This window comes from Shewanella zhuhaiensis (assembly GCF_022484835.1).
Classification (GTDB): Bacteria; Pseudomonadota; Gammaproteobacteria; order Enterobacterales; family Shewanellaceae; genus Shewanella; species Shewanella khirikhana.
Genome location: NZ_JAKUDL010000002.1, coordinates 805,280 through 819,559 on the forward strand (window position 1 = coordinate 805,280; position 14,280 = coordinate 819,559).

General features: G+C 53.8%; 13 protein-coding genes. 7 read left to right on the plus strand and 6 right to left on the minus strand.

Translation table 11 applies throughout. The features are described from left to right. Window positions 1–17 precede the first annotated feature (17 nt). From ubiG to yfaE, 5 genes are all read left to right on the plus strand, one after another. Entirely contained in the window at window positions 18–731 is a 714-nt protein-coding gene (ubiG, locus tag MJ923_RS09235; RefSeq protein ID WP_240590814.1) for a bifunctional 2-polyprenyl-6-hydroxyphenol methylase/3-demethylubiquinol 3-O-methyltransferase UbiG, read from the plus strand. A 22-nt stretch (window positions 732–753) separates the two neighbouring features. Continuing rightward, a complete protein-coding gene (locus MJ923_RS09240) occupies window positions 754–1,434 on the plus strand; it encodes an HAD family hydrolase (protein ID WP_240590815.1) in 681 nt (226 codons plus the stop codon). A 526-nt stretch (window positions 1,435–1,960) separates the two neighbouring features. After that, window positions 1,961–4,249 (plus strand): class 1a ribonucleoside-diphosphate reductase subunit alpha, encoded by a 2,289-nt coding sequence (gene nrdA, locus MJ923_RS09245; RefSeq protein ID WP_240590816.1) that lies wholly within the window; start codon window positions 1,961–1,963, stop codon window positions 4,247–4,249. Between the two features lie 72 nt (window positions 4,250–4,321). Then, window positions 4,322–5,452, plus strand: coding sequence for a class Ia ribonucleoside-diphosphate reductase subunit beta (nrdB, locus tag MJ923_RS09250; protein ID WP_240590817.1), 1,131 nt, complete (start codon window positions 4,322–4,324; stop codon window positions 5,450–5,452). Then, entirely contained in the window at window positions 5,427–5,780 is a 354-nt protein-coding gene (gene yfaE / locus MJ923_RS09255; RefSeq protein ID WP_126169450.1) for a class I ribonucleotide reductase maintenance protein YfaE, read from the plus strand. The genes nrdB and yfaE overlap by 26 nt, the downstream gene beginning before the upstream one ends. Window positions 5,781–5,793: 13 nt before the next feature. Here yfaE and MJ923_RS09260 read toward each other — a convergent pair whose 3' ends face one another. Then, entirely contained in the window at window positions 5,794–6,234 is a 441-nt protein-coding gene (locus tag MJ923_RS09260) for a YciI family protein (protein ID WP_240590818.1), read from the minus strand. Between the two features lie 119 nt (window positions 6,235–6,353). After that, complete coding sequence (locus MJ923_RS09265) at window positions 6,354–8,369, minus strand: NADPH-dependent 2,4-dienoyl-CoA reductase (RefSeq protein WP_240590819.1); 2,016 nt, start codon at window positions 8,367–8,369, stop codon at window positions 6,354–6,356. A gap of 162 nt (window positions 8,370–8,531) precedes the next feature. Between MJ923_RS09265 and sppA the strand changes: the two genes are divergently transcribed. Both sppA and ansA read left to right on the plus strand, forming a co-directional pair. Continuing rightward, complete coding sequence (gene sppA, locus MJ923_RS09270) at window positions 8,532–10,385, plus strand: signal peptide peptidase SppA (RefSeq protein WP_240590820.1); 1,854 nt, start codon at window positions 8,532–8,534, stop codon at window positions 10,383–10,385. A gap of 129 nt (window positions 10,386–10,514) precedes the next feature. After that, window positions 10,515–11,528, plus strand: a complete 1,014-nt coding sequence (ansA, locus tag MJ923_RS09275; protein WP_240590821.1) for an asparaginase — start codon at window positions 10,515–10,517, stop codon at window positions 11,526–11,528. Between the two features lie 74 nt (window positions 11,529–11,602). On the opposite strand, the gene MJ923_RS09280 is transcribed toward ansA, so the two are convergent. The 4 genes from MJ923_RS09280 to MJ923_RS09295 all read right to left on the minus strand — a co-directional run bounded on the left by MJ923_RS09280 (window position 11,603) and on the right by MJ923_RS09295 (window position 14,165). Continuing rightward, window positions 11,603–11,896, minus strand: a complete 294-nt coding sequence (locus MJ923_RS09280; protein WP_126166882.1) for a YeaC family protein — start codon at window positions 11,894–11,896, stop codon at window positions 11,603–11,605. Further along, window positions 11,893–12,210: a zinc ribbon domain-containing protein gene (locus MJ923_RS09285; RefSeq protein WP_126166881.1), complete on the minus strand. Its 318-nt coding sequence runs from the start codon at window positions 12,208–12,210 to the stop codon at window positions 11,893–11,895. Before MJ923_RS09285 ends, MJ923_RS09280 begins: the two co-directional genes overlap by 4 nt. Window positions 12,211–12,213: 3 nt before the next feature. Further along, window positions 12,214–13,341 (minus strand): M14 family metallopeptidase, encoded by a 1,128-nt coding sequence (locus MJ923_RS09290; RefSeq protein WP_240590822.1) that lies wholly within the window; start codon window positions 13,339–13,341, stop codon window positions 12,214–12,216. A gap of 128 nt (window positions 13,342–13,469) precedes the next feature. Next, the gene (locus MJ923_RS09295) at window positions 13,470–14,165 is read right to left on the minus strand and encodes a response regulator transcription factor (RefSeq protein WP_240590823.1); all 696 of its coding nucleotides are present in this window, start codon (window positions 14,163–14,165) and stop codon (window positions 13,470–13,472) included. Window positions 14,166–14,280 lie beyond the last annotated feature (115 nt).

The window sequence follows — 14,280 nt, forward strand, 5'->3', positions numbered from 1 at the left end:
CGAATTTCGGGGCCGCTATGTCAGAAGTCATGAACGTTGATACCCAGGAAATTGCCAAATTCGAAAAGATGGCCGCCAGTTGGTGGGATCCCGATGGCGAATTCAAACCCTTGCATCAGTTAAACCCACTGCGGCTTAACTATATCGATATGACCTGTGGTGGTTTGTTCGGTAAAAAGGTGCTGGATGTGGGCTGCGGCGGCGGCATTTTGTCTGAAAGCATGGCGCGTATCGGCGCAGAGGTCACCGGTATCGACATGGGCACTGAACCACTGGAAGTCGCCCGACTGCACGCGCTGGAAACCGGTGTTACGCTGGACTACCTGCAAACCACCGCCGAAGGCCATCGCGAGAGCTACGTTGAGCATTATGACGTGGTCACCTGCATGGAGATGCTGGAGCATGTGCCCGATCCCCTGTCGGTTATCCAGGCCTGCTGCGACATGGTGAAGCCAGGCGGCTTTGTGTTTTTCTCCACCATCAATCGCAATCTGCGCTCCTATGTCGAAACCATTCTCGGTGCCGAGTACCTGCTGAAAATGCTGCCGGTGGGTACCCACGACCATGGCAAGTTCATCAAGCCGTCTGAGCTGATTGAGATGGTCGACCACACAGAGCTTCTGTGCAAGGACGCCATTGGCGTGACCTACAATCCGCTCACCAGCACCTTCCGCTACACTTCCCGGGTGGATGTGAATTACATGATTGCCACGGAAAAGCCCCTTGATTGACCCGCTCGCGGCCGAAAGCACCATGGCGTCACTAGCTGACCCGGCAGCAGTAACACAAATAGGCGTGCTGTTCGATTTAGACGGCACGCTTGTCGATACAGCGCCGGATCTGGTAGCTGCGCTGAACCTTGCCCTCAAAGGCGCAGGTTTCGCCAGTGTGATGCTGGATGAAGTGCGTCATGCCGCCTCACACGGCAGTATGGCGCTGGTGCGTGCCGCCCAGCCATCGATTCCCGACGAGCAGGCCTACTTGTTGCAGCAATCGCTTCTGTTACATTACGCCGAAGTCAATGGCCGCCGTTGCCAGCTGTTTGACGGGATAGCGCCACTGCTGGATGCCCTTGGCCGGGCACATATTCCCTACGGCATAGTGACCAACAAGGCCGCCTGCTTTGCCAGGCCGCTGATTGAGCGTATAGGACTTGCTTCAAGCTGCAAAGCCCTTATAAGCGGCGACAGTGTCACCCGCGGTAAGCCCGACGCTGCGCCCATGCTGCTGGCCGCAAGTCAGCTTAATCGCTCTGCCCGCCACATTGTTTACCTTGGTGATGCCAAACGGGATATGGAAGCCGCCCGGGCCGCACACATGACCTCGGCACTCGCAAGTTGGGGCTATATCAGCGCCGGGGATGATATCCACAGCTGGCCGGTGGATGTGACGCTTGCGCACCCACTTTCGCTTCCTGCGCTGTTTGGGCTATGAGCTTGGGTATAAGCGAGGCCTTTTGAAAGGTCTGTTAATAGGCAACACAATCAGTGCGGCCTTAAGGATAAACGCGCCTTCACTTAAGGCGCATAAACCACAGCCAACGAAAGTCGTCCGGCTTTGCTGAGGCTGGTTATTTTGGCAGCAGATCGCCGCAACGCGATCGCTTGCAAGATAAGCGATCGATACCGAGATCTGACACGGTCAAAAAACTGTCATACAAGTAACATGGCACACAGAAACTGACCTTCAAAGTTAGCCTCTACTAACGTTTCGGTTTTTCCTCAAGATATCCACAGTTTCTCCAAAGATTTCCTACTTGCAAATACCCTCTCACCTCACTATCTTGTATCTTAACTTTTAATAAGCACCATATCTTGTGTATTGGTAGCAATCTCACACACCAGAGACGTTCTCCTCGAAACGGTGTTTCTTTCGGCATCCAGCGGTGTTTCAGGGATTTTGAGTGACGATTGCTTACAGGGATATGTAGGGCAATACCAATCTATAAGGCCTATCTTCGATGAATAGCAACATGACAGTCACTAAACGCAGTGGCGAGCGCGAGCAGATCGATCTCGACAAAATCCACCGCGTAGTTACCTGGGCAGCCAAAGGCTTAAAGAATGTTTCGGTTTCTGAAGTAGAGCTGCGATCGCACCTGCAGTTTTTTGATGGCATCCCGACTGAAGCCATCCACGAAACCATCATCAAGGCCGCGGCCGATTTGATTTCGCCCGAGTCTCCTGACTATCAATTCCTGGCAGCCCGTCTGGCCATCTTCCACCTGCGCAAAAAAGCGTTTGGCCAGTTTGAGCCACCAAAACTGTATGAGCACGTGGCCAGATTGGTGGACATGGGCAAATACGACCGCCATATCCTCGAAGACTACACCAAAGAAGAGCTGGATATTCTCGACAGCTATATCGATCACTGGCGTGATATGAACTTCTCTTATGCAGCCGTTAAGCAACTTGAGGGTAAGTATCTGGTACAAAACCGCGTGACCCACGAAGTGTACGAGAGCGCCCAGTTCCTCTACATACTTGTGGCCGCCTGCCTGTTTGCCGGTTATCCAAGAGAAACCCGTCTGAAGTACGTGAAAGACTTCTATGACGCGGTATCTACCTTCAAGATTTCCTTGCCTACGCCTATTATGTCCGGCGTGCGCACCCCTACCCGTCAGTTCAGCTCCTGCGTACTGATCGAGTGTGGCGATAGCCTGGATTCCATCAACGCCACCGCGTCTTCCATCGTCAAGTACGTCAGTCAGCGTGCAGGCATCGGCGTGAATGCCGGTCGCATCCGTGCCCTTGGCAGCCCAATCCGTGGCGGCGAAGCCTTCCACACCGGCTGTCTGCCGTTTTACAAGTATTTCCAAACCGCGGTGAAGTCCTGCTCTCAGGGCGGCGTTCGCGGCGGCGCAGCCACCCTGTTCTACCCAATCTGGCACCTGGAAGTGGAATCACTGCTGGTACTGAAGAACAACCGTGGCGTGGAAGATAACCGTATCCGTCATCTGGACTACGGTGTGCAGCTCAACAAGCTGATGTATCAGCGTCTGATCAAGGGCGAGAACATCACCCTGTTCAGCCCATCCGACGTGCCAGGCATGTACGACGCCTTCTTTGAAGATCAGGACGAGTTCGAGCGCCTGTACACCAAGTACGAGCAGGACCCTGGCATCCGCAAGAAGAGCATGAAGGCGGTTGAACTCTTCTCGCTGATGATGCAGGAGCGCGCCTCTACCGGCCGCATCTACATTCAGAACGTGGATCACTGCAACACCCACAGCCCATTTGATTCAAGCGTGGCGCCAATTCGTCAGTCCAACCTGTGTCTGGAAATTGCGCTGCCAACCAAGCCGTTGGAAAGCGTAGATGACACCAATGGCGAAATCGCCCTGTGTACCCTGTCAGCGCTGAACCTGGGTGCCATCGATAACCTCGAAGAGCTCGAAGGCTTGTCCGATCTGGCTGTACGAGCCCTGGATAGCCTGCTGGATTATCAGGACTACCCTATCAAGGCCGCCAAGCTTGGCTCCATGAACCGTCGTACTCTGGGTATTGGTGTGATTAACTTCGCCAATTACCTGGCTAAAAACGGCAAGCGCTATTCCGATGGCAGCGCCAACAACCTGACTCACAAGACCTTCGAAGCCATTCAGTTCAACCTGCTGAAAGCCTCGATGAATCTGGCCAAAGAGAAAGGCGCCTGCCCTGCGTTCCACGAGACCACTTACTCTCAGGGTATTTTGCCAATCGACACTTATAAGCGCGATCTGGACAAGATTGTCTCTGAGCCGCTGCATCTTGACTGGGAAGGCCTGCGCGAAGACATCAAGCGTCACGGTCTGCGTAACTCTACCCTGTCTGCGCTGATGCCATCCGAGACCTCATCGCAGATCTCCAACGCCACCAACGGTATCGAGCCACCACGTGGTCTGATTTCGGTGAAGGCCAGTAAAGATGGCCAGCTCAAGCAGGTAGTACCTGACTTTGATGCGCTGCGTCACGAATATGAGCTGCTGTGGCAGATGCCATCCAACGATGGTTACCTGCAGCTGGTAGGCATTATGCAGAAGTTCGTGGATCAGGCCATTTCTGCCAACACCAACTATGACCCGGCCAAGTTTGAAGGTCGTAAGGTGCCGATGCAGCTGCTGCTTAAAGATCTGCTGACCGCCTACAAACTGGGCCTCAAGACCCTTTACTACCATAACACCCGTGACGGTGCTTCCGATCAACACGAAGACATTGCCGTGGTTGAGAAAGAAGACGACGGCTGTGCTGGCGGCGCCTGTAAGATTTAAGCAGGCAAGGTTAAAAGGAACTTTAGGTGTTAACAGGGGGCCCCATGCCCCCTTTTACCGGAACGAAACATCATGGCTTATTCAACTTTTTGTCAGACTCCCAACGACGCCACCCGCGAACCTATGTTTTTCGGCCAGTCCGTAAACGTTGCCCGTTACGATCAGCAGCGCTACGAAGTGTTCGAAAAGCTGATTGAAAAGCAGCTGTCTTTCTTCTGGAGACCGGAAGAAGTGGATGTCAGCCGTGACAAAATCGACTTCGGTAAACTGCCTGCCCACGAGCAGCACATTTTTATTTCCAACCTCAAGTATCAGACCCTGCTGGACTCCATTCAGGGCCGCAGCCCCAACGTGGCCTTCCTGCCGCTGGTATCGCTGCCTGAGCTCGAAACCTGGATTGAAACCTGGTCGTTTTCCGAGACCATTCACTCGCGCTCTTACACCCATATCATCCGTAACATCGTCAACGACCCGTCAGTGGTGTTTGACGACATAGTGGTGAACCAGGAAATCCTCAAGCGCGCTGCGGATATCTCGGCTTATTACGACAAGCTCATCAAGCTGACCCAGATTTATCACCTCCATGGTGAAGGCACCCACACTGTGGATGGCCATCTGGTTGAAGTGACAGTGCGTGAACTGAAAAAAGTGCTGTATCTGTGCATGATGTCGGTAAACGCCCTGGAAGCCATTCGCTTCTATGTCAGCTTTGCCTGCTCGTTCGCCTTCGCAGAGCGTAAGCTGATGGAAGGTAACGCCAAAATCATCCGTCTTATTGCCCGAGATGAAGCGCTGCACCTGAACTCCACCCAGCACATCCTCAACATCATGCAAGGTGGCAAGGACGATCCGGAAATGGCGGAAATTGCTGCCGAGTGTCAACAGGAAGCATACGAGCTGTTCCTGCGCGCCGCCGAGCAGGAAAAAGAATGGGCCAAGTATCTGTTTAAAGATGGCTCCATGATTGGTCTGAACGAGCAAATTCTGTGTCAGTACGTTGAGTACATCACCAACCAACGGATGAAGTCAGTAAACCTGCCACTGCCATACCCAGAGTCCACCAACCCACTGCCGTGGATGAAGAACTGGCTCGAAAGTGATGCCGTGCAGGTGGCGCCTCAGGAAGTGGAAGTATCTTCCTACCTGGTGGGTCAGATTGACGCCTCTGTCGATGAAAATGAGTTCTCCGATTTTGACCTTTAAAAAGGCCCCTATCGTCAGCCTTCAGGGCCAGCCGGTGCTGCTGTTCAATGGACAGCAGCAGTCACTGCTTGAAGCGCTGGAAATAAAAAAAATCCGCATCTTCTCTGAATGTCGAAGCGGATTTTGTGGTGCCTGTAAAACCAAGGTGCTCAGTGGCAATGTGCAGTATTTCTCAGAGCCACTCGCCGCCCTTGAAGCCGACGAATGCCTGCCCTGCTGCTGCATTCCCGATTCGGACTTAAATCTGGCACTGAGCCCCAAAGGCGCTGACACCATTGCCCGGCCACAGGCATTAAATGCCAAAGCCGAGCAAGTGCTTGTCGATTGATATCCCGAGCATTTTAAATCTGTTTTTTGGCAAACTTGCTGTGAAGTTCACCGATTTGCGTTAACGCCGCCGAGCCATACCATGGCACCAGCTCCATCACCAAACTGCCAGCCTTGATGGCCGGATCGCTCTCGGTAAGCAGCTTTGCCTCATCCACAGTGCTCACATCAAAAATATAAATCCCCCGCAGCTCCCCATCGTCCAAAAATGGCCCGGCCAACACCAACTTACCCTCTTCGGCCAGGCGATTAATGTTATCAAGATGCGCCCGCTGCAATTGCGCCCTTTCTTCTTCGCTGCCACTGCGATTGGGGCCACGCTTTAAAAACGCCATCACGTAGGTTTTCATGCCGTAATCGTCGGCGCCGGCTTGCTTGGCAAGCCGCTCATCATACTCAGCCTGCACGGGCAGGCTTAAACTGATGGCGAGTAACATCAGGATCCCTGGCTTCATCGATTATCTCCTTTTGCTTCAACCTGCTAACAGTAGCAAACAATCTTCTTGTCTGCGGCGAGCAAGCATTAAAAAAGCCCGCTTTGCGCGGGCTTGGATAGCAACATAAAAGAACTCAACTAGAGCCGCATCGCGAGCTCAGCGCCCTGGCGAATGGCTCGCTTGGCATCAAGCTCGGCCGCCACATCCACGCCACCAATCAAGTGCACAGGTTTGCCGGTACCTTCCATTTCAGACAGCAATGTACGGTTGGACTCCTGACCGGCACAAAGCACCACGGTATCCACATCGAGAACTTTGGCTTCGTCATTTACCTTAATGTGCAGCCCCTGCTCATCGAAAGCCTCGTAGCTCACGCCGGTGATCTGCACCACACCGTGCATCTTGGCAACTGCCCTGTGGATCCAACCTGTGGTTTTACCCAGGCCCTTGCCCATTGGCGTGGTTTTGCGTTGCAACAGGTAAATGGTGCGCTCGGCAGGCTCTTTCACCGCCGCTTTGAGGCCACCACGGTGCTCATAGGCTTCATCTATGCCCCACTGATCGCGCCAGCGCTTGGGGTCCAGAGTGCTTGAGCCTTTTTCGCCAAGGAAATGGGCCATATCGAACCCAATACCACCGGCGCCGATAAGTGCGACTTTCTTGCCAACTTCGACATCACCATTGAGCACCTGCTGATAGGTCACAACTCTGGGCGAATCGAAGCCAGGCAGTGCAACCGCTCGGGGCACTACGCCGGAGGCGATTACTACTTCATCAAAGTCTTCATCGTTTAAAACCGATGCATCCAGACGGGTATTGAGCCTGAGCTCAACCCCGGTTTGCTGCATCTGATTGGTGAAATAGCGGATGGTTTCGTTAAATTCTTCTTTGCCCGGGATTTTACGGGCCAGATTAAACTGGCCACCCACTTCAGATTTGGCTTCAAACAGCACAACCTTATGGCCACGGCCGGCAGCGTAAATCGAAAACGCCATACCAGCAGGACCTGCGCCCATAACGGCAATCTTCTTTGGCTGCTGCGCTGGGTTAAAGGTGATTTCGGTCTCGTAGCAGGCCCTTGGGTTTACCAGACAGGTGGCGCGCTGCATCTTGAAGGTATGATCAAGACAGGCCTGATTACAGCCAATACAGGTGTTGATAAGAGCGCTTTTATCCGCGGCCGCTTTATTGACGAACTCTGGATCGGCCAAAAACGGCCGCGCCATGGAAACCATATCGGCCTGACCGCTTGCGAGAATGGTTTCAGCAATCTCGGGCGTGTTGATCCTGTTGGTCGCAACCAAGGGCACTGACACTTCCGATTTCAAACGCTCGGTTACCCAGGCGAAGGCGGCTCTGGGCACACTGGTGGCGATGGTTGGCACCCGTGCTTCGTGCCAGCCAATACCTGTGTTGATAATGGTGACGCCCGCCTGCTCCAGGGCTTTGGCCAAGGCCACAACTTCATCCCAGTTAGAGCCATCTTCCACCAGATCCAGCATAGAGAGGCGGAAAATAATAATAAAATCAGTACCTACTGCCGCACGAATGGCTCGGACAATCTCCAGAGGGAAGCGAATACGGTTCTCGAAACTACCACCCCACTCATCGGTACGTTTGTTGGTACGGGCACAGATAAACTGGTTGATAAGGTAGCCTTCCGAGCCCATCACCTCGACGCCGTCATAACCTGCTTTGCGGGCCAGTTTCGCACTGGCAGCATAGTCTTTGATGGTACCTTTTACCTGTCTGGATGACATGGCAGAGGGTTTAAAGGGGGTAATGGGCGCCTTGATGGCGCTGGGCGCCAGGGAAAACGGATGATAGCCATAGCGGCCTGCATGGAGGATCTGCATGCAAATCTTGCCGCCCGCCTCATGTACTGCGTCCGTGACGATGCGGTGGCGGTTCACCTGCCAGGGAAAACTCAATTGCGACGCGTGAGGCGCCAGGCGGCCACGAAGATTTGGCGAGATGCCGCCGGTAACAATCAAACCCACGCCACCCTCGGCGCGTTCACGGTAGAAGGCCGCCAGCTTTTTAAATCCGCCTCGTTCTTCTTCGAGCCCTGTGTGCATAGAGCCCATTAGTACGCGGTTTTTCAGCTGGGTGAAGCCCAAATCCAGTGGTTTGAGAAGATGTGGAAACGACATTCAAACATCCTTTTAAAACAGGTGATTTAAGTGAGCATATCCTGAGTGGAGTATAAGCTCAACCTCAAGCCATACGGAATGTTAAAATCCTTTACAATTGGATTTCGCTCGGCCGGACGAATTGCGGTAGCATTAGCACAGGAATTCTCAATGGAGTGCTGAATGGCCAAGAAACCCCTGACAACGAAAAACACCCTTCTCCTTATTTGGAATACGATTAACTTTGTTCGCAAGCTAATCATTAATATCGTGTTTTTTCCTATTTTTATTCTGGTGTTGATTGTCGCCGTTGTCGCCATCAGTAGCGATAATGAGTTGAAAGTTGAACCCGGCAGTGCGTTGGTGCTGAATTTGTCCGGCAGCCTGGTCGATCAGGCCCGCCGTATCGACCCCTTCACCCAAATGCTGAGCCAGGGCAATGCCAATGACGAAAACGCCGAGGTGTTACTCTCGGATCTGCTTTACGTGATTGACAATGCCACCCACGATGAGCGCATCGGCGCCATTGTGCTGGACCTCTCTGGCATGAACGCCGGAATAAGTAAGCTTACCGCCGTTGGCGAAGCGCTGAAAAACTTCCGCGAAGCGGGCAAGAAAGTCATTGCCATCGGTGATTGGTACGGCCGCAGCCAGTATTATCTGGCAAGTTATGCCGATGAAATCTATCTCAATCCGCGCGGTGAAGTCTTCGTTGATGGCTATGCCGCCTACAACCTCTACTTCAAGTCGGCGCTGGAAAAGCTCAAGGTCAAAACCCACGTGTTTCGCGTTGGCACCTACAAGTCAGCGGTTGAGCCCTATATCCGCGACGACATGTCCCCTGCCGCCAGGGAAGCAACCCAGCTGCTTATCGACGACCTCTGGTCATCATACGCCGCCACTGTAGCCGCCAACCGCGGTATTGAAACCTCAGAGCTGGTATTGGACGCCGATACCTACCTTAGCCGCCTGAACGAGTTTGACGGCGACAGCGCCGAACTTGCCGTTAAGCAAGGCTGGGTGGATGGTCTCAAGAGCGACGAAGAGTTCCGTCAGGCGATGATCGAGCTTGTGGGTGAAGAGAGCGAAGAGCACAGCTTCCGCCAGGTGCACTTCCATGACTACTACAAGCTGGTGCAACCTCAGCCACAGTTACTGCCGGTTGACAGCGTGGGCGTAATTGTCGCCAAAGGCACCATCATGAACGGTTATCAGGCCCCCGGCGATATCGGTGGCAAGAGCACCGCCGAGCTTATCCGTGAAGCCCGCTTCGATGACAGCATCAAGGCCGTGGTACTGCGGGTAGACAGCCCAGGTGGCAGCGCCTTTGCCTCGGAAGAAATCCGTCAGGAACTGCTGGCCCTCAAGGCCGCCGGTAAACCTGTGGTGGTGAGCATGGGCAGCATGGCGGCTTCCGGTGGTTACTGGATTTCTGCCAGCGCCGATTACATTTATGCCACCCCAACCACCCTCACCGGCTCAATCGGGATTTTCGGCCTTATCACCACCTTTGAAGACTCGCTGGCTGCCATTGGTGTGCATGCTGACGGCGTGGCCACCAGTGAATGGGCAGCGCACTCACCGTTCAAGAGCCTGTCACCCAAGCTTGAAGCAGCAATTCAGCGCAATATCGAGCGTGGCTACAAGGAGTTTATCTCTTTGGTGGCCGATGAGCGTGGCATGAGCCTCGAGCAGGTGGATGCCATTGCCCAGGGTCGTGTCTGGAGCGGTAAGAAAGCGCTGGAGCTTGGTTTGGTTGACGAGCTTGGCGACATGCCAGAAGCCCTGTCCAAGGCCGCTGAACTTGCCGGTATGGAAACCTTTGATACCCAGCTGATTGAGCAGCAAATGTCACCTGAGGAGCTATTTATTCAGGAAATGTTTGCCTCTGCATCGGCGCTGCTGCCACAAAGTGCCCGTCAAAGCAGCCTGGTAGATAAGCTCATGTCGGTCTGGGGCAAGGTACTGGAAGATATCGCCCGCTTCGACGATCCGAAAGGCGCTTACCTATACTGCGAATATTGCCAGCTGCAATAGCATATCGTCCCCTAAAAAAAGCCCGGCTCCGCCGGGCTTTTTGTTTATAAGCATTTCTTTACTGGTAAGGTTTCGTTTAGTGGTCTGTGTCCTTATAATCGTTTCACCCTCAAGCAGCTGTAATATGCCATGAAGAAGCCCTCCATCTACGTCGCCTACACCGGCGGTACCATAGGTATGCAAAAAACCGCCAACGGCTTTGCCCCGGCGGCTGGATTTTTAACCCAGTGCGTCAGCTCCATGCCGGAGTTTTACCACGAAGACATGCCTGATTTCGTTATTCACGAATACTCGCCGCTCATCGATTCATCCAATATGACGCCCGCCCACTGGCAGATGATTGCCGATGATATTCGCGACAATTACGACAAGTACGATGGCTTTGTGATCCTTCACGGCACCGACACCATGGCGTACACAGCGTCAGCGCTGTCGTTTATGTTGCAGGGCCTTGGCAAACCTGTAATTGTCACCGGCTCCCAAATCCCCTTGGCGCAGCTGCGCTCCGACGGCCAGACCAATCTGTTGAATGCGCTTTATATTGCCGCCCGCTATCCGGTGGCCGAAGTATGCCTGTTTTTCAACAACAAGCTGTTTCGTGGTAATCGCACCACCAAGGCCCACGCCGATGGTTTCGATGCCTTCGCTTCACCAAACTTCCCGCTGCTGCTGGAAGCGGGGATCACCATCAATCTCAAGGCCGGTAAGATTGCCAAAGACATCACCACCGAGCTGGAAGTGGCCCGCATATCCCCGCAGCCTGTGGGTGTGGTTACCCTCTACCCCGGGATCTCCACCGATATCTTTACCAATATGCTGCAGCAGCCGGTGAAGGCGCTTATCCTGCTTACCTTTGGTGTGGGCAACGCGCCGCAGGATCCAGCATTACTTGAAACCCTTAAACAGGCCGATGAGCGCGGCATAGTGTTGGTAAACCTGACCCAATGCTTCCAAGGCAAGGTGAATATGGGCGGCTATGCCACAGGCAATGCGCTGGCGCGGGCCGGGGTTATCAGTGGCGCCGACATGACGGTGGAAGCCTGCCTTGCCAAGCTGCACTATTTGCTCTCCAAAAATATGAGCAATGCTGAGATTAAAACCGCCATGCAGTCCTCGCTGGTCGGTGAGCTGTCGCCCGCTTAAGCAATTCCCGAGTCGCGAACACAAAAAAGCCGGTCGGTCGACCGGCTTTTCTCATGTGGCATCAAATGCCAAGCTTACAGCTCGTCATTGCTGAAGGTAGCAATGGTCTCGCCGCCAAAATCCGATGCCATACGCTTTTTCAGCTCGCTCTTCGACAGCTCGTTGATGGCGCCACCGCGGCCAATGGTAAAGTGCTGATCCTGATCGAGCATCCGCGCCTGATACAGCATCACCACCTGCATGGCATTCTCGCGCTGCTCTTCCGTCAGCACAGTGCCATCATCCCACTTGCCAAGCTCCACCGCAGAGCGCATCCGCTCGTACACTTCAAATGGCAGTTCATCGATGATTTGATTGAGATCTTTCATACGCTTTTCCGCTTGTGTAATACAATTTGCACCCGGGTAATGAGATAACCCACAAACCCCAGTGTCAGCAAGACAGCGCCAGAGGTCAGCCGCAGCCCTTCAGGCTCTTCGCCGCCCCAGAACATCACCACCACACCGGAGACAAACAGCGTCATCGCCAGAAAACTCTGGTTCATCAGCCGTTGTGACTTCTTGATGTTGGCAATCCGCAGCGCAGATCCATTGTCGCCCTGAGTGCCGGTTTGGCAATGTGGGCAGGCAGACGCCTTACTGGAGATCCGCTTTTGACACACGGGGCATTGCACCAAAGCCATGGCTTACCTCAGCTTGTCGACAACCGCCAGCATGGCGATAAGAGAAGCTTCACCCAACTGCTGGCTGCGCTCAGGCGACCAACCCACGAAGGGGTCCTGCAGATTGGCGTTGTCTTTAAAGGGCATTTCCAGGGTATTGGACAGACAACCGAAGGTTTCAGCAACCCAGTTGGATGCCACTGTCAGGTTGGCTTTACCCGGCTCGTCTTTATCGTAACCAAATTCGGTTTGGAAATCGGCGCTGGCAAGTTGCAAAGCGGCGCTGAACTCGGCCTGCAGGCTGGCTAGACGCGCATCCCAGCTTGGTACGCCTTCGCAGCCCGCGAGGAACACATAAGGCAGACCTTCATCACCGTGGACATCGTAGAACAGATCCACACCGGTTTCTTTCATGCGGTTCACCACATAAAACACCTCGGGGCTCTTTTCCATGGACGGGGTTTGCCATTCACGGTTCAGGTTAACGCCCTTGGCATTGGTACGCAGATGACCACGGACGCTGCCATCGGGGTTCATGTTGGGCACTATGTAGAAATTGGCTTTATCGAGCAGCGCCTTGGCGGTGGCATTTTCACGGTCGAGCAAGCGGTTCAACAGCCCTTCCACCAGCCATTCGGCCATGGTTTCGCCTGGGTGCTGGCGAGCGGTGATCCAGATGTTCTTCTTGCTTTCATCGCCATCGCCTATCTTCACCAGCGTCATGTCGCGGCCATCCAGAGTCAGACCCAGATGCTCCAAATCCACCAGCGGGTGCATTTGAACTGCGGCCAGCAAATCCAGATGACGTTCGTAGCTGTAGGGTGCAAAGTAAGCAATTTGAATGCTGGAGCAGTCCAGCGTCACATCCAGCGTCAATTTGCCATCTTCATATTGGGTCGGCAGACGGAACCAGTTCTGACGGTCGTAGCTGGCAACGGCCTGATAATCTACCCAGCCCTTGGTGTAGGAAGCCGTACCGGCATTGATGATATTCAGTCGATAATGGTTACCGACCTCACCTTCCATGCGAAAGTTAAACCACTGATAAAATTCGCCGCCTTCGTCGGGGCGAATCGCCAGTTGGATGTCGTTGTGATCGTCGAGGCTGACAACCTGAATGTTGCCGCCATCAAAATTGGCGCTGATCCGCATCTGTCCTTCCTGAGTCTGTTGCTTTGGGTACAGACCCGCCATGGGGCGGGCTTGCAAGTTGGCATAGGATAAACCAAAAGCGTGGTTTCTTGAATGCGCGGCGCCGATTTTAAGACAAGGTCACCGGACTACTGCGACCAGCAGGCAAAGCTGTAACCCTGACCGCGCACAGTATTGATTAGACTGCGGGGCAACTTGGTGGCCGCGAGTTTGCGGCGGGTATTGCTGATATGCATATCCAGGTTTCTGTCGAAGCGGCCAAGCTCCTTGTGCAGCACGCTGCGCTGCAGTTCCTGTTTGGTCACCACCTGCCCCTGACGTTCAAACAGATAGCGGAACAGTTTAAATTCGGTTTGAGTCAGCAGCACCTGACGCTCGCCAAACCGCACCGCATAACGGGTGTCATCAAAGGCGACTTCATCGGCCAGCATGGGGGCGCTTTGGCTGTGACTGTGACCGTGGCTGTGGTTGCCAATCCGCCGTGCCAACACCTGCATACGTACCAGCAGCTCTTTCACGCTGAACGGCTTGGTCAGAAAGTCATCGGCGCCCAGCTGATAGCCTTTAATGCGCTCTTCTTCGCAGTCCAGAGCAGAAATCACAATCACCGGAATGGTGTTCTTGCGCGCAAGCAGCAGTGAAAACCCATCCATATTGGGCATCATCAAATCAAGCAGGATAAGATCCGGCGTGTCACTGTCCATCTGCGACAAGGCCTCAAAGCCATCGGCCGCAAGGCTGACCGACATGCCTTCCCTTTGCAACGCTTCGGCGAGTAACTCGCGAAAGCCGCTGTCATCTTCAACCAACAGGATCTTGTTCATGGCCTCATTTGGTAATGCGAACGGTTGTTATTTACATTAGCATGCTAAATGAAACACTCCAAGCGCTTTTGCAGCATTTATGGCACAGACCACAAATTTGGCCTGCCACTGTAAA

Excerpts from the sequence above, each read along its gene's own strand:
- MJ923_RS09290 (WP_240590822.1), bottom strand. The coding sequence starts at position 13,341 with ATGCGGATCAGCGCCAATTTTGATGGCGGCAACATTCAGGTTGTCAGC.
- MJ923_RS09260 (WP_240590818.1), bottom strand. The coding sequence starts at position 6,234 with ATGAAGCCAGGGATCCTGATGTTACTCGCCATCAGTTTAAGCCTGCCC.
- nrdA (WP_240590816.1), top strand. The coding sequence starts at position 1,961 with ATGAATAGCAACATGACAGTCACTAAACGCAGTGGCGAGCGCGAGCAG.
- MJ923_RS09240 (WP_240590815.1), top strand. The coding sequence starts at position 754 with ATGGCGTCACTAGCTGACCCGGCAGCAGTAACACAAATAGGCGTGCTG.
- nrdB (WP_240590817.1), top strand. The coding sequence starts at position 4,322 with ATGGCTTATTCAACTTTTTGTCAGACTCCCAACGACGCCACCCGCGAA.
- MJ923_RS09295 (WP_240590823.1), bottom strand. The coding sequence starts at position 14,165 with ATGAACAAGATCCTGTTGGTTGAAGATGACAGCGGCTTTCGCGAGTTA.
- yfaE (WP_126169450.1), top strand. The coding sequence starts at position 5,427 with ATGAGTTCTCCGATTTTGACCTTTAAAAAGGCCCCTATCGTCAGCCTT.
- ubiG (WP_240590814.1), top strand. The coding sequence starts at position 18 with ATGTCAGAAGTCATGAACGTTGATACCCAGGAAATTGCCAAATTCGAA.
- MJ923_RS09285 (WP_126166881.1), bottom strand. The coding sequence starts at position 12,210 with ATGGCTTTGGTGCAATGCCCCGTGTGTCAAAAGCGGATCTCCAGTAAG.
- MJ923_RS09280 (WP_126166882.1), bottom strand. The coding sequence starts at position 11,896 with ATGAAAGATCTCAATCAAATCATCGATGAACTGCCATTTGAAGTGTAC.
- sppA (WP_240590820.1), top strand. The coding sequence starts at position 8,532 with ATGGCCAAGAAACCCCTGACAACGAAAAACACCCTTCTCCTTATTTGG.
- MJ923_RS09265 (WP_240590819.1), bottom strand. The coding sequence starts at position 8,369 with ATGTCGTTTCCACATCTTCTCAAACCACTGGATTTGGGCTTCACCCAG.
- ansA (WP_240590821.1), top strand. The coding sequence starts at position 10,515 with ATGAAGAAGCCCTCCATCTACGTCGCCTACACCGGCGGTACCATAGGT.